This is a genomic window from Kocuria sp. CPCC 205258, from assembly GCF_040981005.1.
In the GTDB taxonomy this organism is placed as follows: domain Bacteria; phylum Actinomycetota; class Actinomycetes; order Actinomycetales; family Micrococcaceae; genus Kocuria; species Kocuria rosea.
In genome coordinates, this window is sequence record NZ_JAVKPS010000009.1 from 1 (window position 1) to 19,933 (window position 19,933).

Annotated in this window: 17 protein-coding genes, 1 pseudogene and 1 riboswitch; of the genes and pseudogenes, 6 read left to right on the forward strand and 12 right to left on the reverse strand. The window is 74.0% G+C overall.

Annotated elements, in window-relative coordinates:
- Both RF644_RS14450 and RF644_RS14455 read right to left on the reverse strand, forming a co-directional pair.
- A pseudogene (locus tag RF644_RS14450) lies at positions 1–338 on the reverse strand (cupin); the annotation flags it as partial.
- 143 nt (positions 339–481) lie between these two features.
- Complete coding sequence (locus RF644_RS14455; RefSeq protein ID WP_368796996.1) at positions 482–1,327, reverse strand: IclR family transcriptional regulator; 846 nt, start codon at positions 1,325–1,327, stop codon at positions 482–484.
- Positions 1,328–1,443: 116 nt separating this feature from the next.
- Between RF644_RS14455 and RF644_RS14460 the strand changes: the two genes are divergently transcribed.
- Positions 1,444–2,751 carry an MFS transporter gene (locus tag RF644_RS14460; RefSeq protein ID WP_368796997.1) on the forward strand — a complete coding sequence of 436 codons (1,308 nt, stop codon included), beginning with the start codon at positions 1,444–1,446 and terminating at the stop codon, positions 2,749–2,751.
- A 34-nt stretch (positions 2,752–2,785) separates the two neighbouring features.
- The gene (locus tag RF644_RS14465) at positions 2,786–4,060 is read left to right on the forward strand and encodes an FAD-dependent monooxygenase (RefSeq protein ID WP_368796998.1); all 1,275 of its coding nucleotides are present in this window, start codon (positions 2,786–2,788) and stop codon (positions 4,058–4,060) included.
- 99 nt (positions 4,061–4,159) lie between these two features.
- Here the strand turns inward: RF644_RS14465 and RF644_RS14470 are convergent, their stop codons facing one another.
- Together RF644_RS14470 and RF644_RS14475 are read right to left on the reverse strand one after the other, a co-directional pair.
- Positions 4,160–5,140: a GNAT family N-acetyltransferase gene (locus RF644_RS14470; protein ID WP_368796999.1), complete on the reverse strand. Its 981-nt coding sequence runs from the start codon at positions 5,138–5,140 to the stop codon at positions 4,160–4,162.
- Complete coding sequence (locus RF644_RS14475) at positions 5,140–6,522, reverse strand: glycine--tRNA ligase (RefSeq protein WP_368797000.1); 1,383 nt, start codon at positions 6,520–6,522, stop codon at positions 5,140–5,142. Before RF644_RS14475 ends, RF644_RS14470 begins: the two co-directional genes overlap by 1 nt.
- Positions 6,523–6,718: 196 nt before the next feature.
- Between RF644_RS14475 and RF644_RS14480 the strand changes: the two genes are divergently transcribed.
- The gene (locus tag RF644_RS14480) at positions 6,719–6,961 is read left to right on the forward strand and encodes an RNA-binding S4 domain-containing protein (protein ID WP_035926391.1); all 243 of its coding nucleotides are present in this window, start codon (positions 6,719–6,721) and stop codon (positions 6,959–6,961) included.
- On the opposite strand, the gene RF644_RS14485 is transcribed toward RF644_RS14480, so the two are convergent.
- Positions 6,945–7,631, reverse strand: coding sequence for an alpha/beta hydrolase (locus RF644_RS14485; RefSeq protein ID WP_368797001.1), 687 nt, complete (start codon positions 7,629–7,631; stop codon positions 6,945–6,947). The two genes, RF644_RS14480 and RF644_RS14485, sit on opposite strands and share 17 nt — an antisense overlap.
- 82 nt (positions 7,632–7,713) lie before the next feature.
- Between RF644_RS14485 and RF644_RS14490 the strand changes: the two genes are divergently transcribed.
- Complete coding sequence (locus RF644_RS14490) at positions 7,714–8,226, forward strand: hypothetical protein (protein WP_368797002.1); 513 nt, start codon at positions 7,714–7,716, stop codon at positions 8,224–8,226.
- Positions 8,227–8,259: 33 nt separating this feature from the next.
- Here the strand turns inward: RF644_RS14490 and RF644_RS14495 are convergent, their stop codons facing one another.
- Together RF644_RS14495 and RF644_RS14500 are read right to left on the reverse strand one after the other, a co-directional pair.
- Positions 8,260–9,429 (reverse strand): homoserine O-acetyltransferase, encoded by a 1,170-nt coding sequence (locus tag RF644_RS14495; protein ID WP_237740447.1) that lies wholly within the window; start codon positions 9,427–9,429, stop codon positions 8,260–8,262.
- Between the two features lie 11 nt (positions 9,430–9,440).
- Positions 9,441–10,841: a bifunctional o-acetylhomoserine/o-acetylserine sulfhydrylase gene (locus RF644_RS14500; RefSeq protein WP_368797003.1), complete on the reverse strand. Its 1,401-nt coding sequence runs from the start codon at positions 10,839–10,841 to the stop codon at positions 9,441–9,443.
- A 76-nt stretch (positions 10,842–10,917) separates the two neighbouring features.
- A riboswitch (SAM riboswitch) is annotated at positions 10,918–11,033 on the reverse strand.
- Positions 11,034–11,175: 142 nt separating this feature from the next.
- Between RF644_RS14500 and RF644_RS14505 the strand changes: the two genes are divergently transcribed.
- A complete protein-coding gene (locus RF644_RS14505; protein WP_284562468.1) occupies positions 11,176–11,814 on the forward strand; it encodes a VOC family protein in 639 nt (212 codons plus the stop codon).
- Positions 11,815–11,837: 23 nt separating this feature from the next.
- Here the strand turns inward: RF644_RS14505 and RF644_RS14510 are convergent, their stop codons facing one another.
- Positions 11,838–12,617, reverse strand: coding sequence for a CPBP family intramembrane glutamic endopeptidase (locus tag RF644_RS14510; RefSeq protein WP_133410485.1), 780 nt, complete (start codon positions 12,615–12,617; stop codon positions 11,838–11,840).
- A gap of 112 nt (positions 12,618–12,729) precedes the next feature.
- On the opposite strand from RF644_RS14510, the gene RF644_RS14515 reads away from it, so the two are divergent.
- Positions 12,730–14,901 carry a S9 family peptidase gene (locus tag RF644_RS14515; protein WP_368797004.1) on the forward strand — a complete coding sequence of 724 codons (2,172 nt, stop codon included), beginning with the start codon at positions 12,730–12,732 and terminating at the stop codon, positions 14,899–14,901.
- Between the two features lie 107 nt (positions 14,902–15,008).
- Here RF644_RS14515 and RF644_RS14520 read toward each other — a convergent pair whose 3' ends face one another.
- The 4 genes from RF644_RS14520 to gatC all read right to left on the reverse strand — a co-directional run bounded on the left by RF644_RS14520 (position 15,009) and on the right by gatC (position 19,806).
- Positions 15,009–16,121, reverse strand: a complete 1,113-nt coding sequence (locus tag RF644_RS14520; RefSeq protein WP_368797006.1) for an NAD(P)/FAD-dependent oxidoreductase — start codon at positions 16,119–16,121, stop codon at positions 15,009–15,011.
- A 223-nt stretch (positions 16,122–16,344) separates the two neighbouring features.
- A complete protein-coding gene (gatB, locus tag RF644_RS14525) occupies positions 16,345–17,859 on the reverse strand; it encodes an Asp-tRNA(Asn)/Glu-tRNA(Gln) amidotransferase subunit GatB (RefSeq protein WP_017833829.1) in 1,515 nt (504 codons plus the stop codon).
- On the reverse strand, positions 17,859–19,505 hold the full coding sequence (gatA, locus tag RF644_RS14530; protein WP_368797008.1) for an Asp-tRNA(Asn)/Glu-tRNA(Gln) amidotransferase subunit GatA: 1,647 nt from the start codon (positions 19,503–19,505) through the stop codon (positions 17,859–17,861). Before gatA ends, gatB begins: the two co-directional genes overlap by 1 nt.
- 4 nt (positions 19,506–19,509) lie before the next feature.
- A complete protein-coding gene (gene gatC, locus RF644_RS14535) occupies positions 19,510–19,806 on the reverse strand; it encodes an Asp-tRNA(Asn)/Glu-tRNA(Gln) amidotransferase subunit GatC (protein WP_368797009.1) in 297 nt (98 codons plus the stop codon).
- Between the last annotated feature and the right edge of the window lie 127 nt (positions 19,807–19,933).

Below are 19,933 nucleotides of genomic sequence, written 5' to 3' on the forward strand. Positions count from 1 at the left end.
GCCACCTCGTGGCCGCCGAGGTACTGGATGGCGCACCACAGGGTGGGGGTGGCGTACGGGCGCCCGCCCAGACCGGGGTTGGCCAGCGCGATGGCCCGCCGCTCCCCGCCGCGGCCCACGGGCACCAGGTCCCCGGCCCGCTGCGCCAGCGGCAGCAGGTTTCCCCACTCCCACACGAACGGGACGGCCGCCGAGGCCGGGGCCTCCGGCATGAGGTTGCCGATCTCCGTCCACAGCGGGACCATGTGGCCCGACTCGAAGTCCTGGTAGAGGGCGTCGAGCTGGGCCTGCTCCTGAGGCGTGGGGGCCGGGACCGTCATCTGGTTGTCGTGACTCATGGTGAGCTCCTCGGTGCTCGCGGGTCGCGGGGCGGACCACCCTGCGCTGTGATGTGAGTTACTGGCCACGCTAGAGCAGGCACCGGCGGGACCGGCAATGAATTCTGCTGGATGGAAACTTCCTCCGGTGTTCCGCGGCCGCTTCACCGGGGCCGGCCGGACTCGATCTCCGCGGCGATCTCCCCCTCGATCTCCCGGCACACCTCCCGCAGCGCCCGGATCACCGCCCGGTCCTCGATCACGCCGGCCCGCTGCACGGGCACGGACACCGACAGGGCGGCCAGGGGGCGCCCCTCGGGATCGCGCACGGCGCAGGCCACGGCGGAGACGCCGCGCTCGGCCTCCTCGCGGTTGAAGGCCAGTCCCACGGAGCGGATCATCGCGAGGGACCGGACGAAGGAGCCGAAGGCGGCCTCGTCCAGGTACTCCCCCACGGTCCGGGCCGAGCCCGTGCGGAACAGCCGCGCGAGGTCCTCCTCGGAGAGGTAGGACAGCAGGAGCTTGCCCGCGGAGGTGGCGGCCGCCGGGAGGACGGCGCCGCGCCGGTCGCCGACCTTGAGCAGCCCCGCCCCCTCCACGGAGCTGAGGAAGCGGACCGTGGTGCCGACCCTGACCATGAGGTTCGTGGTCTCGTGGGTCCGTTCGCTGAGCAGCTCCAGGTAGGGCTGCACGAGAGCGCGCAGCCGGCTGTGCGAGCCGGACTCGGGGACCGAGACGCCGAGCCCCGGCCCCGCGAGGTAGCGGCGGGAGTCGTCCTGGACGGCGAAGCCGCGGTAGACGAGCATCGACAGGAGGCGGTGCGCGGTGGAGGGGGCGACCCCCAGCTCCTGCGCCACGTCCTTGAGCCGCACCCCGCCGGAGTCGCGCAGCATCTGGAGCAGGCGCAGGACGTTGTCCACGGACTGCAGGGAGTAGGCCGGCTTCCGCTCCAGGTCCTGGTTCTGCACGGGCCCAGTGTAGGCGCCCGCCGCACCCCGGTGGAGATCCACGGCACACCGTTTGTTCCATCCAGCAGAATAAGTTTCGGGGCGTGCCGGTCACGGGCACATCCTGGTGTGACGCGCCGCACGCCGGTGGCGCCCCTCACCTGTGAAACGGAGTCCCGATGTCCGCAACGGCTCTTGCCGCCGCCGCCCCGCCCGCCCCGGTGGGCCGGCGCGCCCGATGGATCGCCGTGCTGGTCTGCTGGCTGCTCATCGTCTTCGACGGCTACGACCTCATCGTCTTCGGCACGGTCAAGCCCTCGCTCATGGAGGAGTGGGGGATGTCCCAGGCGACCGCCGGCACGGTGGGCTCCTCGGCGTTCCTCGGCATGATGATCGGGGCGGTCTTCGCCGGGCGGCTCTCCGACGGGCTGGGCCGGAAGAAGACGGTCGTCTGGTGCACGGTGGTGTTCTCCCTGGCGACCGTGGCGTGCGCCGTGGCCCCCGACGAGTGGGTCTTCGCGCTGCTGCGCCTCGTGGCGGGGCTCGGCCTGGGCGGTCTCGTGCCTTCGGCCAACGCCCTCGCCGCGGACTTCATCCCGCCCCGGTGGCGCTCGGCCATGGCCACGCTCATGATGTCCGGCGTGCCGATCGGCGGCTCGCTCGCCGCCCTGACCGGCATCCCCGTGATCCCGGCGGACTGGCTCGGATGGGAGGGCTGGCGGTGGATGTTCGTCTTCCCCGTCCTGGCCCTCGTCGTGCTCGTGCCCGTGGCCCTGAAGGTGATCCCCGCCGATCCCGGCCCGGAGCAGCGGGCCGCCGCGGCCGCCGCGCAGGTGCACGGACCCGGCTTCGGGTCCCTGCTCCGCCCGCCCCACCTGACCATGAGCATCCTGTTCGCCGCCGCCACCCTCGCGACCCTTTTCGCCTGGTACGGGCTGGGCACCGAGCTGCCGAACCTCATGCGGCTGCAGGGCGCGCAGATCGGCGGGGCCCTGACGTTCGCGCTCGTCCTCAATCTCGGCGCGGTGCTGGGCTCCGTGCTCACGGCCTGGGCCGGGGACCGGTTCGGCCCGGTGCTCACCGGCGCCGTCGCCTCGGGCGCCGCCGCGGCCGGGCTGCTCGTGATCATGGTCGTCGGCGACGAGCCGGTCTGGCTGATCTACCTGATGCTCGTGCTCGCCGGTGTCGGCACGCACGGCACGCAGTCCCTGATCATCGGCGCCATCACCCTGTACTACCCGGACAGCCTCCGCGGCACCGCCCTCGGCTGGGCCCTGGGCGTGGGGCGCATCGGCGCCGTCCTCGCCCCGCAGACGGCGGGGCTCGTGCTCGGCGCCCACGCCGACCCCGCCGACGGCGTCCACCCCGTGTTCCTGCTCTTCGCGGGGGCGGCGGCCGTCGCCACGGTCCTGCAGTTCGCCCTCCTGCCCGTCATCACCAAGGCCCGCCAAGCGCCCCGGGTCGTACGGACCCAGCCGGTTGCCTGACATCGTCCCGCACAGCTCGAAAGGAATCACCACCATGGCACAGCACACCAAGGTCCTCGTCATCGGAGGCGGCATCGGCGGCTTCGGCAACGCCCTCGCCCTGCGCCGGCTCGGCGCGGAGGTCGAGCTCGTGGAGCAGGCCCCCGAGTTCGGGGAGGTCGGCGCCGGCCTGCAGATGTCCCCCAACGCCACCCGCCTGCTGCGTGAGTGGGGGGTGCTCGACCGGGCCGTCGAGACCGGCGTGGCCCCCCGGTACATCGTCTTCCGCGACGCCCTCACGGGCGAGGAGCTGCTCCGGGAGGACGTCACCGGCGAGTACTACGAGCGCTACGGCGCCCCCTACATCGTGGCCCACCGCTCGGACCTGCACCGCCTGCTCATGGAGGAGTGCGCCGAGCTCGGCGTGACCCTGCACAACAACGTCCGGGTCTCGAAGACCGAGAACGTGGAGGTCCATGGGCGCGCCGTGGCCCGGGCGACCGCCGACGACGGCCGGGTCTTCGAGGCCGACGCGATCGTCGCCGCGGACGGGATCAGGTCCGTGGTCCGCGCGCAGCTCTCCGACGACCAGCCCGTCGGCTCCGAGTACGTGGCCTACCGCGGCGCGCTGCCGATCTCGCAGATCACCCACGCCGGGGACATGGAGGCCGTGGTCGTGTGGATGGGCCCCGAGTGCCACCTCGTGCAGTACCCGTTGCGCCAGGGGGAGCTGTTCAACACCGTGGCCGTCTACCGCTCGCCGTCCTTCGCCGCCGGTCAGCTCGTCTACGAGGGCGACGCCGAGCTGCGCGAGGCCTACCGGGACTGCGTGCCGGAGGTCCGGGCGGCGCTCGACAACCTCAGCCACGTGCAGCGCTGGCCCATGTTCGACCGCGTGCCGATCGAGAACTGGGTGGACGGCAACATCGCCCTGGCCGGCGACGCCGCGCACCCGATGCTGCAGTACCTCGCCCAGGGCGCCTGCCAAGCCCTCGAGGACGCCGCCGCCCTCGAGGCCATCGCCGCGCGGTCCGTGTTCGCGGACCCGGAGCACCACGACGCCTCCCGGTGGAACGCCGTGTTCCGGGAGTACAACGCCGTCCGCCAGCCGCGCACCGCGCGGATCCAGACGACGGCGCGGGTGTGGGGCGAGTCCTGGCACCTCACCGGCCCGGTCGAGCGGACCGTGCGCAACATGCTGTGGAAGTCCGCGGACCGGCACGGCATCTGGGACTACACCGACTGGCTCTACGGGGAGCAGGACTACACCGGCGCCGAGGCCGGCGACCGGGCCGAGGTCCGGCGCGTCGACGCGAGCACGGCGGGCTGAGCCCTTCCCCGCGGCGGCCGGACCCGGCGCCGGCACGCGGGAGGCCCCGGCACCTCGAGGTGCCGGGGCCTCCCGCGTACCGGTGCTCGGCCCGTGCGCTCAGTCCCCGGGCTCCGCGAGGACGACGGAGGTCTCCACGACCGTGGCGGCGCCGGCCGCCAGGAGGTTGTCGACGACGGCGGTCAGCGGCTCCATCGACCCGTCCACCTGGAACTGCACGGGGTGGTGGTGGGCCAGCAGCGCGAGCAGCTGCTCGAGCGCGGGACCTGCCGCGGCGTCCCCCGGCGTCCAGCCGAGCACGACGTGGGCGGGCTCGTCCGGCGCGTCCTCCGGGGCGGGGGCGCCGGGGGCGGCGTCGAGCTCGACGGGCCGGTAGCTCACGGCGAACGCGGAGATCCTGCCCCGCTCCCCCGGGCCCACGCCATTGCGCAGCACGAGCGCCCCGAAGGCGTGCGCGGCGTCGGAGAGGAACAGCTGGTTGACCCGTCCCACGGACAGGTCCGCCGGCTCGTCCCAGGCGTGCACGGCCCGGTAGAACGCCCACAGCGCCCGGGTCAGCTCGACGGAGCCGGTGGCCAGGTCCTCGACGGCCTGCGCCGGCGTCCCGTCGGGGTGCTCCCGCAGCGGCTGGAGGGGCAGGGCACCGGCCGCCACCCGGACCACGCGCGAGTCCTGGACGGGGTCCAGGCCGGCGGCCCGGGCGAAGCGCTCGCCGGCCGAGCCGGGCGCCGCCTTCGTGCGCAGGGCCTGCACGCCCGAGGGCGAGCCCGCCGCCTCGGTGCGCAGCCGCTCCAGCAGGTCCCGTCCGAGGCCTTCGCCGCGGCGGTCGGGGGCGACCTCCACGTAGGCCCACAGCCTCGAGGGGTGCAGCGCCGACTCGTAGACCGTGCCGGCGGCGACCGGCACGCCGGAGTCCTCCGCCACGACCGTGCGGGACCACGGGGCGTCGTCGTCGGGGCGCAGGGTCGCCCGGAAGGCGGCGGCCTGGGGCGTCTCCGGGTCGGGCCACACCTCGAGCAGCCGCAGGTCGTCCCCGTCCCGCCAGGGCCGCAGCCCGGGGCCGGTCAGCGCGCCGCTCATCAGCGGACGAGCTTCCCGGCGAGGTAGGACTTCACCTGGTCGAGGGCCACGCGCTCCTGGGTCATCGCGTCCCGCTCGCGGATGGTCGCGGCCTGGTCCTCGAGGGTGTCGAAGTCCACCGTGATGCAGAACGGGGTGCCGATCTCGTCCTGGCGGCGATAGCGGCGCCCGATCGCCCCCGAGTCGTCGAAGTCGATGTTCCAGTTCCGGCGCAGCTCGGCGGCCAGGTCCTTGGCCTTCGGCGAGAGGTCCTCGTTGCGGGACAGCGGCAGCACCGCGGCCTTGACCGGGGCCAGGCGCGGGTCCAGCTTGAGGACCGTGCGCTTGTCCACCCCGCCCTTCGAGTTGGGCGCCTCGTCCTCGGTGTACGCGTCCACGAGGAAGGCCATCATCGACCGGGTCAGGCCGAAGGACGGCTCGATCACGTACGGGACGTAGCGCTCGTTGGTCTGCTGGTCGAAGTAGCTGAGGTCCGTGTTGGAGTGCTCGTTGTGCACGCCGAGGTCGTAGTCGGTCCGGTTGGCCACGCCCATGAGCTCGCCCCACGGGTTGCCCTGGAAGCCGAACCGGTACTCGATGTCGATGGTGCCGGCGGAGTAGTGCGCCCGGTCGTCCTCGGGGACGTCGTAGCGGCGCATGTGGTCCGGGTCGATGCCCAGGTCCGTGAACCAGGTCCAGCACGCCTCGACCCACTCGTCGAAGAAGTGCCCGGCCTCGGACGGGTGGGTGAAGTACTCGATCTCCATCTGCTCGAACTCGCGCGTGCGGAAGATGAAGTTGCCGGGGGTGATCTCGTTGCGGAACGCCTTGCCGATCTGCCCGATGCCGAACGGCGGCTTCTTCCGGGCGGCGGTGACCACGTTGTTGAAGTTCACGAAGATGCCCTGGGCGGTCTCGGGCCGCAGGTAGTGCAGGCCCTCCTGGTTGTCGACCGGGCCGAGGAACGTCTTGAGCAGCCCGGAGAACTGCTGCGGCTCGGTCCACTGGCCCTTGGTCCCGCAGTTGGGGCAGGGGATCTCGGCCATGCCGTTCTCGGGGGCGCGGCCCTTCTTCTCCTCGAAGGCCTCGACCAGGTGGTCCTGGCGGGCGCGCTTGTGGCAGGAGGTGCACTCCACGAGCGGGTCCGTGAAGGTCGCCACGTGACCCGAGGCCTCCCACACGGCCTTCGGGAGGATGATCGAGGAGTCGAGGCCCACCATGTCCTCGCGCCCGCGCACGAAGGTCTGCCACCACTCGTGCTTGATGTTCTCCTTGAGCTCCGCGCCGAGGGGCCCGTAGTCCCAGGCCGAGCGGGAACCGCCGTAGATCTCACCCGCCTGGAACACGAAACCGCGGCGCTTGGCCAGCGAGATGACGTTGTCCAGTGTGGACTTGGGGGCCATGTGGGATTCTTCCAGGGTCTCGCCCGACCGCCGGCTGCGGACGCGCGTGGTGGGTGGTGTGGCCCGGCGGTGCGCCGGGCGGGGACCGGCCGTCGTCGGCCGTCACGAACGAGGACGCCGCGTGCGACGTCCTCGTCCCAGGGTAGCCAATTCCCGCCGTGCCCGCCGACCGGGCGGGACCTGGGACAATGGGGGCATGACGACTCCCCAGCAGCCCGGCGGCCCCGACGAACTGCCCATCCGCGACGACATGATCCGGCTGGGCCAGGCCCTGAAGCTGGCGAACCTCGCCGAGGACGGGGCGCACGCCCGGGGCCTGGTGGAGGACGGTCAGGTCTCGGTCAACGGCGAGGTCGAGACGAGGCGCGGCCGGCAGCTGCACCCGGGGGACGTCGTCTCCGCCGGGGGCGCCTCGGTGCGGATCACCGCGGGCGGCTGACCGGGCGGTCCGGGTCCCCCAGCACCACGTGGGTGAGGTACTCGCGCACGTGCCCCACCTCCTGCGGGCTGATCCCGTGGCCGACCCCGGTGTAGTGCACCTTCATGACGTCGGCGTGCTCCAGCGCCCACTCGGCGGTGGAGTCGACGAGCTCCTGCGGGATGACCGGGTCCTGCGGGTCACGGCCCCAGAACATCCGCAGCGGCCGCTCCCGCAGCTGCTCGTCGGCGAACAGGGGGTGCTCGCCGGGGACCACGAAGCCGGAGAGCCCCACCACGGCGGCGATCTCGCCCGGCATGTGGCGGGCGAGGGACGTGGCCATGGCCATGCCCTGCGAGAACCCCAGCAGCGTGGTGCTGGGGTGGTCCGCGGCCAGCTTCCGCAGCCACGCCGCGACGGGCTCCACGGCCTCGGCCACCCGGTCGAGGGAGAAGCTGAGGTCCGCGGCCAGCGGGAACCACTGGTAGCCGAACCCGGCGGGCTGGGGGGCGCGCACGGACGCCACGCTGAACTCGCCCGGCAGGGCCGGGACGAGACCCATGAGGTCCTGCTCGTGCGAGCCGTAGCCGTGCAGGAGCACGAGCAGCGGGGTGCCGGGGCGGGCGTCGGCGTCCCTGCTCCACACGGCGAAGGGGGTGGCGGTCCCGGTCGGGACGGTGGCGTCGGTCATGGCACCAGTGTGCCACCCGGTCCCGGGGGCCCGCGGCGCGGGCGCGTGGACGCCCGCCGGGACCGGTGGTAGACCGGGAGGCATGACCGAGACGACGCCGGGGCCCCCGGACACCGCACTTCCAGTCCACCCGTGGCGCCGCATGGTGGCGATCGGCGACTCGTTCACGGAGGGCATCGGGGACCCGGACCCCGGCTCCCCCGGCGGGCACCGCGGCTGGGCGGACCGGGTCGCCGAGGAGCTGGCGGACCCGGCGATGTGGGACCCCGACCGGCTGCACTTCTCGCCCCTGGGCCACCACCGGATCGCGGTCGAGGCCCTCGACACCCTGGGCCTCGCGCACGGCCTCGTGCCCGAGGTGGTGCCCGACCGCCCGCCCTCGTCCTGGCGGCAGGCCCGCGGCGAGGACCTCGTCTGGGCGCACCGCTATCTGCGCCCGTGGGTGGCCCGCCGGATCCGGCGCACCAGCTCCGGGGCGCAGGTCCGGCCGAAGCGGCCGCACTTCGGCACCCCCACGGTGCCCGGGGGCGGCGTCGCGCCCGGCGAGTCCCCCGGGGAGGGGCCCGGCGACGACCGGGGGGCCGCGGACGGCTGAGCGAGCGGGAACTGCTGAGGACCCCGTCCCGGCTCAGCGCTCGGGCAGCACGGTCTCCACGAGCAGCTTGCCGAGCTGGGGCGCCTCGATGAGGAAGCCGTCGTGGCCCGAGGGCGAGGTCAGGGTGTGCCGCCGGACGTCCCCCGGCAGCGCGGCGGCCAGGACGTCGGACTCGCGGGGCAGGTAGAGCCGGTCGGAGTCCACCGCCGCCACGAGCCACTCGCACGAGGTCACGGACAGCGCCTCCTCGAGCGTGCCGCGGCCCCGCGCGACGTCGTGGGACATGAGCGTCTCGTTGACGGCGAGGTAGCTGTTGGCGTCGAAGCGGCCCGCCAGCTTGGACGCCTGGTGGTCGAGGTAGCTCTCCACCTGGTAGCGCCCCCGCCCGCCGGCGTGCGTGTCGATGACCTGCTCCTCGGCCTGCGGCGAGCGCCCGAACCGGTGGTGCAGCTCGTCGGCCGAGCGGTAGGTGATGTGGGCGATCCGCCGGGCCAGGCCCAGGCCCGTGACGGGCGGCGGGCCGTCGTAGTAGTCCCCGCCGCGGAAGTGCGGGTCCTGGCGGATCGCGAGGTTCTGCGCCTGGCCCCACGCGAGCTGCTCGGCGCTGGACTGGGCGCACGCGGCGACCACCGCGCACGCCCGGACGCGGTCCGGGTGGGTCACGGCCCACTCCAGGGCGCGGGCCCCGCCCATGGAGCCGCCGATGACCAGGCGCCAGGCGTCGATGCCGAGGGCGTCGGCCAGCGCCGCCTCGGCGTGCACGGAGTCCCGGACGGTGATGAGCGGGAAGCGGGAGCCCCAGGGGCGGCCCTCGGGGTCCACGCTCGGCGGCGCGGGGGTCGCCGGGCCCGTGGACCCGTAGCAGCCGCCCACGATGTTGGTGCAGACCACGAACCACCGGTCCGTGTCGATGGCGGCGCCGGGGCCGATCAGGCCCTCCCACCAGCCGCCGCTCTCGGCGGCGCGCCGCTCGGCCTCGGGGGCGCCGGGGCGGGCCCGGCCGGCCGCCACGTGGGTGTCCCCGGTGAGGGCGTGCTCGACGAGCACCGCGTTGGAGGCGTCCGGGGCGAGCGTGCCCCACGTCTCGTAGGCGATCCGGACGTCGGGCAGCCGGAAGCCCGACTCGAGCTCCAGCTCGCCGATCCCGGCGACCCGCGGCACGCCGTCCTCGCGGACGGCGGTCCCGGCGCCGGAGCCCCTCACGACCGTCACGGTCACTCCTGTCCTCCCTGCGCGGCCGCGGCCGCGGCGAAGCCCTGCTCCAGGTCCGCCAGGATGTCGTCGATGTGCTCCAGGCCCACGGACAGGCGCACGAAGCCGGGCTCCACGCCGGCGGCCAGCTGCTCCTCGGGCAGGAGCTGGCTGTGCGTGGTGGACGCGGGGTGGATCACGAGGGAGCGGACGTCGCCGATGTTGGCGACGTTCGAGTGCAGGGTCAGGGCGTCCACGAAGGCGGCCCCGGCCTCCCGGCCGCCGTCGAGGACGAAGCCCAGGATCGACCCGGCGCCCCGGGGCGCGTACTTCTGCGCCCGCTCGTGCCACGGGGAGGACTCCAGCCCGGCCCAGGTCACCGAGCGCACGTCCTCGCGGGCCTCGAGCCAGCGGGCCACCGTCCCGGCGTTGGCCACGTGCCGCTCCATCCGCAGGGACAGCGTCTCGATGCCCTGCTCGATGAGGAACGCGTTGAACGGGGAGATCGCCGAGCCGAGGTCGCGCAGCAGCTGCACCCTGGCCTTGAGGATGTAGGACAGGTTGACGCCGAAGGGCCCCTCAGCGCCCAGGGCCTCGGCGTAGACGAGGCCGCCGTAGGACTCGTCCGGCTGGTTGAAGCCGGGGAAGCGGTCCGGGTAGCGGCCGTAGTCGAAGGCCCCGGAGTCCACGATCACTCCGCCGATGGCCGTGCCGTGCCCGCCGAGGAACTTGGTGGCCGAGTGCACCACGACGTCCGCGCCCCAGCGCAGGGGCTGGACGAGGTAGGGGGTCGCCACGGTGTTGTCCACGATGAGCGGGACCTCGTGGTCGTGGGCGATCCCGGAGACCGTCTCAATGTCGAGGACGTCGTTGCGCGGGTTCGGGATCGTCTCGGCGAAGAAGGCCTTGGTGTTGGGCCGGACCGCCCGCCGCCACGCCTCGGGATCGTCGGGGTCGGAGACGAAGGTGGTCTCGATGCCGAGCTTGGGCAGCGTGAACTTGAAGAGGTTGTAGGTCCCGCCGTACAGGCTGGGGCTGGCCACGAGGTGGTCGCCCGCGCCGGCGACGTTGAGCACGGCGAACGTCGTCGCCGACTGCCCCGCGCTGAGCATGAGGGCGCCCACGCCGCCCTCCAGGGCGGCGATCCGGTTCTCCACGACCTCCGTGGTCGGGTTGCCGATCCGCGTGTAGATCGGGCCGAGCTCGGCGAGCGCGAAGCGGTCGGCGGCGGCCTGGGCGTCGGGGAAGACGAAGGACGTGGTCTGGTGGATCGGCAGGGCGCGCGAGCCGGTGACCGGGTCGGGGCTCTGTCCCGCGTGGATCTGCCGGGTCTCGAAGGCCCAGCCCCCGGGGTTCTCGGGGGTGGGGCGCTCGGCCGCGTCGGTGCGGGCGGCGGAGGCGTCGGTGCTGGGGAGATCGGACATGCCGTGGGACTCCTTGTGGATCTCAGGGGTCCCGTCCCGGCCGAGGCGGTGCGGCCGGGAACGGCCGGGCGCCGGGGACCCGCGCTTGCTCGCTCGCCGGTCGCGAGGAGCCTGGTCTTCACCCAGGGCACCCCACCGCGGTGGAGGGTTGCCGGCCAGCTAGCTGGGGCTTGGACGCTGGCGCTCATGACCTGGACAGCATTCTCCGGATCAGGCCCGCACGGCGTCAAGCCGGGGCTCGGCGTGACGCCCCCGCAGGGGTGTCGCCCGCACGGCGCCTGGCGCGTCGCGGACCGATTTGGAGACGAAACTCACAGGGTGCCACGATGTGCCCATGAGAGTCGACCACGTGTCCTACGCCTGCCGCCCGGAGGGCCTGGAGGCCACCACCGAGCGCATCGCCGACCAGCTCGGGATCGAACCGGTCAAGGGCGGGGTGCACCCCCGTTTCGGCACCCGCAACATGATCCTGCCGCTCACGAACCACCAGTACGTGGAGGTCGTCGAGGTCCTCCAGCACCCGGCGGCGGAGAAGGCGCCCTTCGGCCAGGCCGTGCGCGCGCGGTCCGCCGCCGGCGGCGGCTGGCTGGGCTGGGTCGTGGAGGTCGAGGACCTCGCCCCCTTCGAGCAGCGCCTGGGGCGCCGCTCCGTGCCCGGCCACCGGGTGTTCCCGGACGGCCGGTGCCTGGAGTGGCACCAGATCGGCGTCAAGGGCCTGATCGCCGATCCGCAGCTGCCGTTCATGATCCACTTCGACTCCGCCCCGGAGATGCACCCGTCCCAGGCGCGGATCACGGACGTCGGGCTCGCAGGGATGACCATCGCCGGTGCCCCGGAGCGGGTCGCCGAGTGGCTGGGCGCTCCCGTCGAGACCGCCCTCGAGGACCTCGAGGTCGACTGGCGCTATCCGGACGGCACCCCCGGGGTGCTCTCCGTCACGTTCAGCACCCCGGACGGCGCCGTCACCATCTGAGGCCGGGCACCGCGGGGCGGGGCTCAGCCCAGCAGCCGGGCGGCCCCGAGGAAGCCGACGGCGTCCAGCAGGAAGTGCGCGACGACGAGGGGCATCACCCGGCCGGTGCGCCGGTAGAGCTCCGCGAAGACGAGGCCCATCACCACGTTGCCGAGGAAGGGCCCGATCCCCTGGTAGAGGTGGTAGCTGCCGCGGAACAGGGCCGTGACCACCAGCACCACGGGCCAGCTCCACCCGATGCGGGTCAGCCGGTCGGTCAGGAACGCGACCACCACGACCTCCTCGACCAGGGCGTGGCGCACGGCCGAGAGCAGCAGCACGGGCACCGTCCACCAGTGCGCGGCGAGCCCGGACGTGGTCACCTCCGCGGTGACACCCAGGGCCCGGCCGGCGCCGTAGAGCGCCAGCGTGCCCAGGCCCATGAGCAGGAAGAGCACGGTGCCGAGGCCCAGGTCCGGGAGGGGCATCCGGGCGTCGAGGCCGATCCGCCGGCGGACCGTGCCCAGCGCGCCGGCGGAGCCGGCGAGCAGGTAGAGCGCGAGCAGCACCGGCACCAGGTCCAGGGCGATCCCGGTGAGCTGGCGCAGCAGGTCGATGAGGGGCTGCGGGCTCAGCGGCGGGTTCATCGTGGCCTGCGCCTCGGACAGCGGTCCGCGCGCCAGGTGCTCGGCGAGGGACAGCACCGCCCAGAGGGCCGAGGCGCCCAGGGACACCCCGAGCACCAGGAGCACCTGCAGCCACAGATCGGCGCGGGTGGAGCCGAAGGCGGGCGGTCGCGGGGCGAGGTGGGCAGGGGTGCTCATGCGGCCATTCTGGCACCGGCCCGCCGGCCGCCCCGCGCACCCCGCGCCGGGCGCCCCCGGGCCCGACCGGACCGCCCTCCCCACCCGGGACGTCTTCCCTAGGATGGGGACCATGACTGTCCTTCCCCCGCAGATCCGCCAGCAGCCCGTCGAGCGCGCCTTCCACGGCCACGTGTTCTCCGACCCGTACGAGTGGATGCGGGACAAGGACTCCCCCGAGGTGCTGGCCCACCTCACCGCGGAGAACGAGTACGCGGAGTCCGCCACCGCCCACCTCACGGGCCTGCGGGAGGCGATCTTCGGGGAGATCAAGGACCGCACCCAGGAGACCGACCTGTCCGTGCCCAGCCGGCGCGGCGCCTGGTGGTACTTCGCCCGCACCGTGGAGGGCGGCGCGCACCAGGTGTTCTGCCGGGTCCCGGCCGTGACCACCGGCGACGTGCTGGCGGACTGGACCCCGCCTGTCGTCGAGCCCGGCACCCCCATGGCCGGGGAGCAGGTGCTCCTCGACGCCAACGCGGAGGCCGCGAAGCACGAGTTCTACTCCCTGGGCAGCTTCGACGTCTCCGAGGACGGGGAGCTGCTGGCTTGGGCCGAGGACGTCACCGGCGACGAGCGCTTCACCCTGCGGGTCCGGGACCTCACCACGGGGGCGCTGCTCGCCGACGAGATCCCCGGGACGTTCTACGGGTCCTTCCTCACCCCGGACGCGCGCGCCGTGTACTACACGGTGGTGGACGAGTCCTGGCGCCCCCACCAGCTGCGCCGGCACGAGCTGGGCACCCCGGTGGCCGAGGACGTCCTCGTCCACGAGGAGGCCGACCCCGGCCTGTGGCTCGGGGCGGGCCTGTCCGCGGACCGGCGCTGGATCGTGGTGGAGGCCATGTGCTCCGAGTTCTCGGAGCAGCTCATCCAGCCGGTCGCGGACCCGGCCGCGCCGCTGCGGGTGGTGCTGCCCCGCACCGACCGGGTGCTCTACGAGGCGGAGCCCCTGCTGCTGGACGGGCGGGAGCAGATCCTGCTGACCCACGACCACGAGGCCCCGAACTCCCGGATCTCCCTCATGGACCCGGCCGACCTCGGCCGCCCGGTCGCGGAGGTGGTCCTGCGCGACGTCGTGCCGGCCTCGGACACCGTCCGCGTCAACGGCTGCGCCGTGACGGCCACCCACCTGGTGGTCTCCGTCCGGGCGGACACCACGCTGCGGGTCCGGCTGCTCCCGCTCGCCGGCCTGGGCACGGCCGCCCAGGCCGCCCCCGTGGAACCGGCCTTCGCCGAGGAGCTCTACACCGCGAGCGTCTCCGCCGCGGAGCACGACGCCCCCGTGGTGCGCCTGTCCTACACGTCCTTCACGACGCCCCCGCGCGTCTACGACCTCTTCGTGGCGGGCGCCACCGGGGACGACGGCGCACTGCCCGCCGAGCCGCTGCTGCGGCGCGAGGCCACGGTGCTCGGCGGCTACGACCCCGCCGACTACGCGGTGGAGCGGGACTGGGCCACCGCGGCGGACGGGACCCGCATCCCCGTCTCCCTGGTCCGCCGCGCCGACCTCGACCCCTCCGTGCCGGCACCGGTGCTGCAGTACGCCTACGGCTCCTACGAGCACAGCACCGACCCCGCGTTCTCGGTCTCCCGGCTGTCCCTGCTGGACCGCGGCGTGGTCTGGGCCGTGGCCCACGTGCGCGGCGGCGGGGAGCTGGGGCGGACCTGGTACGAGCACGGCAAGAAGCTGCACAAGACGAACACGTTCACCGACTACGTGGCGGTCACCGAGCACCTCGCCGCCCGGCCGGACGTCGACGAGCGGCGCATCCTGGTGATGGGGGGCTCCGCCGGCGGCCTGCTGGTGGGCGCGGTGCTCAACCTCGCCCCGGAGCGGTACTGCGGCGCGCTGGCGGCGGTGCCGTTCGTGGACCCGCTGACCTCCATCCTCGACCCGTCCCTGCCGCTCACGGCCCTCGAGTGGGAGGAGTGGGGCAACCCCATCGAGGACGCGCACGTCTACGGGTACATGCGCGACTACTCGCCCTACGAGAACGTTCGGCCGCTCCCCTACCCCCCGGTCCTCGCGGTCACGAGCCTCAACGACACCCGGGTGCTCTACGTGGAGCCCGCCAAGTGGGTCGCCGCGCTGCGGGGGGCCTCGACCTCCGGCGAGCCGGTGCTGCTGCGCTGCGAGATGGCCGGGGGCCACGGCGGCGCCTCGGGGCGGTACTCGCAGTGGAAGGACACGGCCTGGGAGTACGCCTGGGTGCTGGACCGGATGGGCCTCGCCGGCGCCTGAGCCGGGCCGGCGGGTTTCGCGCGCGACCTGCCCCCGCCGGGCCCCCGCGGCCGAGCGGCACGGCGCCCGACGGCACGGGACCCGCCGCGCCGCACCCCCCCGGTGGCTCAGCGCCGGAAGCGGCCCGGGTCCAGGGCGGCGGCCGTGTCCCGGGAGCACCACGGGCCCACCGTCCCTTCCAGGAGCACGTCCGCGGCCGCCCGGGCCATGGCCGTGCTCGTCTGGAACCCGTAGCCGGACTGCCCGGCGAGCCAGACCAGCCCCGGGACCGCCGGGTCGGTCCCGCACACGGGCACGCCGTCCGGGGACTCGGTGCGCAGACCGGTCCAGGCCCGCTCGATCCCCGTGGCGCCGAGGGAGGTCACGGTGTTGAGCCGCCCCAGCAGGTCCTCGACGTCCTCGAGCACCGGCTGCGCGTCGCAGGGCTCGCTCGGCACGGCCTCGGACGGGGAGACGAGCGCGCCGTCCCCGGCCCGCCGGTAGTACCAGCCGGAGTCCGCGGCGACGACCATGGGGTGGTCCGGGGCCAGCGGCTTCGCGAGCCGCACGAGGGCCGCGGTGCGCCGCAACGGGCGCAGGCCCAGCGGGGCCGCGCCGAACAGGCCCGCCACCTCGTCCGCCCAGGCGCCCGCGGCGACGACGACCTGCCGGGCCCGGATCCGGTCCCCGCCGGCCGCGACCCGCCAGCCGGCGCCGTCCGGCTCGGCCGCGGTCACCGCGGCGCCGGTGAGCAGCCGGGCGCCCGCCGCCGCGGCCCGGTCGCGGTGCCAGGCCACGAGCGCGGCGGCGTCGGTGCGCACGGAGGTGCTGTCGAGGCGGCCGGCCTCGACCGCGTCCGCCGGGGAGCAGGCCAGCTCGGGGCACAGCTCCACGAGCTCCGCCCGGGACAGCGGCCGCGTCCCCGGGGCGGCCTCGGCGCGCAGCCGGGCCTCGGTCCCGACGAGCACCATGCGGCTGGGCCAGGCCAGGGGCCGCGGCGGGGCCGGGTGCGGGTCGAGCAGCCGGGCCACGGTCGCCCCGGTCAGCTCCCGGACGGGGGCCGGGCCGTAGCTGGGGATCAGCTGCTCGGCCGAGCGCCCGGAGGTGTGGTGGGCCAGGGCGGGCTCGGTCTCCGCGAGCACGATCCCGGCGCCGCTCCCCCGCCGCTCGGCCAGTTCCGAGGCCAGGGACAGTCCGGCGATGCCGCCGCCGATGATGAGCACGTCGCACGCAGGGTCCATGCGCCCATGCTCGCACGCCGCGCAGCGAGGGGTCGCGTCCGGACCCCGCCGCTCAGCGAGGGGTCGCTACCGGACACCGCCGCGCGGCGAGGGGTCACGTCTGGACCCCGCCGCGCGGCGAGGGGTCGCGTCCTGCCGGAATCCGTTGAAGATTCCCACAGGAGGCGACCCCTCGGTGTTCCGGGCCGGCGCGCGCGGTCCTGCGCGGGCGCGCGGGCGGCGGTCAGCCCTGCACGCCGAGCTTCTCCAGGATCAGCTCGCGCACCCGGCCCGCGTCGGCCTGGCCGCGGGTGGCCTTCATGACGGGGCCGATGAGGGCGCCGACGGCCTGGACCTTGCCGGCCTGCACCTTCGCCACGACGTCGGGCATCTGCGCCATGGCGTCGTCGATCGCCGCGGTCAGCACCGAGTCGTCGGAGACCACGGCCAGGCCGCGCCGCTCCACGACCTCCGCGGGCGAGCCCTCGCCCTCCAGGACGTGGGCGAGAACCTTCTTGGCGAGCTTGTCGTTGATCTTCCCGGCGTCGATGAGCCCGTTGAGCTCGACGACGTGCTGTGGGGTGACGCCGAGCTCGGCGATCTCCACCTCCCGCTGGTTGGCCAGCCGGGCGATCTCGCCCATCCACCACTTGCGGGCCGCGGCCGGGGCGGCGCCGGCAGACACGGTCTGCTCGATCTCGTCGAGGACCCCCGCGTTGACGACGTCCCGGAACTCCTCGTCGGAGAAGCCCCAGTCGGTCTTGAGCCGCTTCCGGCGCTCGGCGGGGGGCTCGGGCAGCTCGGCCCGCAGCCGCTCGATCCACTCGTGGTCGGTGACGACCGGCACGAGGTCGGGCTCAGGGAAGTAGCGGTAGTCGTCGGCGTCCGACTTGGGGCGCCCGCTCGTGGTGGAGCGGGTGTCCTCGTGCCAGTGCCGGGTCTCCTGCACGATCGTGCCGCCGGAGTCGAGGACCGCCGCGTGGCGCTGGATCTCGAAGCGCACGGCACGCTCCACGGCGCGCAGCGAGTTCACGTTCTTCGTCTCGGAGCGGGTACCGAACGTGGCGCTGCCCTTGGGCATGAGGGACACGTTGGCGTCGCAGCGGACGTTGCCGCGCTCCATCTTCGCGTCCGAGATCCCGAGGTTCTTCACGATCTCCCGGATCAGGGCCACGTACACGCGGGCCAGCTCGGGCGCGCGGGTGCCGGCGCCCACGATGGGCTTCGTCACGATCTCGATGAGCGGGACGCCGGCGCGGTTGTAGTCGACCAGCGAGAAGTCGGCGCCCTGGATGCGCCCGGCGGCGCCGCCCATGTGCGTGAGCTTCCCGGCGTCCTCCTCCATGTGGGCGCGCTCGATCTCGACCGTGAACACGGTCCCGTCCTCCAGCTCCACGTCGACGGAGCCGTTCTCGGCGATCGGCTCGTCGTACTGGGAGGTCTGGAAGTTCTTGGGGGTGTCCGGGTAGAAGTAGTTCTTCCGGGCGAAGTGGGAGACCGGGCGGATCTCGCAGCCCAGGGCGAGCCCGAGCTTGATCGCGGACTCCACGGCCACCCGGTTCACCACGGGGAGCACCCCGGGCAGGCCGAGCGAGACGGGGGTGACGTTGGTGTTCGGCTCGTCCCCGAAGACGTTGGGGGCGGCGTCGAACATCTTGGTCCGGGTGTTGAGCTCCACGTGGACCTCGAAGCCCAGCACGGGGTCGTACTTCTCCATGGCCTCGTCGAAGGACAGGACCTCTTCGGTGCTCCGGTTCATCAGCGGGCTCCTCCCCGGACGGGTGCGGACAGATCGGACGCGGCGGGGCCGCCGGCCAGGTCCCGGACCAGGGCGGCGGTGTCCGGCAGCCGCTGCCAGAGCGGTCCGCCCCAGCGCTGCTCGAGCAGGGCCTCCAGGCCGGCGCCCGCGCGGTAGAGCCGGGCGTCCTGGCGGGCGGGGGCCATGAACTGGATGCCCACGGGCAGCCCGTCCTCGGGGGCGAGGCCGCCGGGGACGGAGATCGCGGGGACCCCGGCCAGGTTGGTGGGGATGGTGGCGATGTCGTTCAGGTACATCTGCATGGGGTCGGCGGACTCGTCCACGGCGCCCCGCTCGAACGCGGTGGTCGGGGACGTCGGGGAGACCAGCACGTCCACCTGCTCGAACGCGGCCGCGAAGTCGCGCTGCACGAGGGTGCGGACCTTCTGCGCCGAGCCGTAGTAGGCGTCGTAGTAGCCCGCGGACAGCGCGTAGGTGCCCAGGATGATGCGGCGCTTGACCTCGGCCCCGAAGCCGGCGGCGCGGGTGGAGCCCATCACGCGCTCGATGGTCAGGGGCCCGTCCGCGGGCAGCACGCGGTGGCCGAAGCGCACGCCGTCGTACTTGGCGAGGTTCGAGGAGACCTCGGAGGACATGATGAGGTAGTAGGCCCCCAGGGCGTACTTGAAGTTCGGGGTGGAAACCTCCACGACCTCGGCGCCCGCGGAGCGCAGCAGCTCCACGGCCTCCTCGAAGCGCTGCTGGACGCCGGGCTGGAAGCCCTCGCCCGTGAGCTCCTTGACGACGCCCACGCGCAGGCCCGCCAGCCCGCCCTCGGCGGCGCCGGCCCGGGCCTGGGCGGCGAGGTCGCCGACCGGGTCGGGCAGGGACGTGGAGTCCTGCGGGTCGTGCCCGCCGATCACCTGGTGCAGCAGCGCGGCGTCGAGCACCGTGCGCGACACGGGGCCCACCTGGTCCAGCGAGGAGGCCATGGCGATCACGCCGTAGCGCGAGACCCCGCCGTAGGTCGGCTTGACGCCCACCGACCCGGTCAGGGCCGCGGGCTGGCGGATGGACCCGCCGGTGTCCGTGCCCAGGGCCAGCGGCGCCTGGAACGCGGTCACGGCGGCGGCGGACCCGCCGCCGGACCCGCCGGGGATGCGGGACAGGTCCCACGGGTTGGCGGTGTCGCCGAAGGCGGAGTGCTCGTTGGAGGAGCCCATCGCGAACTCGTCGAGGTTCGTCTTGCCCAGCAGCGGCATCCGGGCGGCGCGCAGCCGCCGGGTCACGGTGGCGTCGTAGGGGCTCATCCAGCCCTCGAGCATGCGGGACGCCGCGGTGGTGGGCTGCCCCTTGGTGACGATGAGGTCCTTGACCGCGATCGGCACGCCGGCGAGCTCGGGCAGCTCCTCGCCGCGGGCACGGGCGGCGTCCACCTCGGCGGCCACGGACAGGGCCTCCTCGGTGTTGACGTGCAGGAAGGCGTTGAGCCCGGTCCTGCCGCGGCTGCGGTCGGCGGGGTCGACGGGATCGCCGTCGGTCTCCCGGATGCGGTCCAGGTGGGCCTGGACGGCGTCGACGGAGGTGATCTCGCCGGCGGCGAGCCGGAGGGCGAGCTCGGCGGCGGAGAGACCGACGGGTCCCTGGGGCGTTCCGGTGCTGCTCATGCGGCTACTCCTCGTCCAGGATCGCGGGCACCTTGAACTTGCCCTCGGCGGCGTCCGGTGCGTTGAGCAGCGACTCCTCGGCGGTGAGGGTCTCGCCCACGACGTCCTCGCGGAAGACGTTCTGCAGCGGGATGGGGTGGCTCGTGGCCGGGACGTCCGGGCCGGCGGCCTCGCTGACGGACGCGACGGAGTCGACGACGAGGTCGAGCTCCTTCGCCATGGACCGCAGCTCCTCCTCGGTCATCTCGAGGTGCGCGAGCTTCGCCAGGTGGGCGACCTGCTCGCGGGTGATCGCAGACATGCGCACTCCTGCTCGTGATCGGGGGTGGTTTCCGGTCCAGTCTAGCCGCGCGGCACTCCCCTCCTTCCCGGCCGGAGGGGGCCCCTCAGGGGCATACCCTGGAGGGACGCACCGACCACCGCACAGG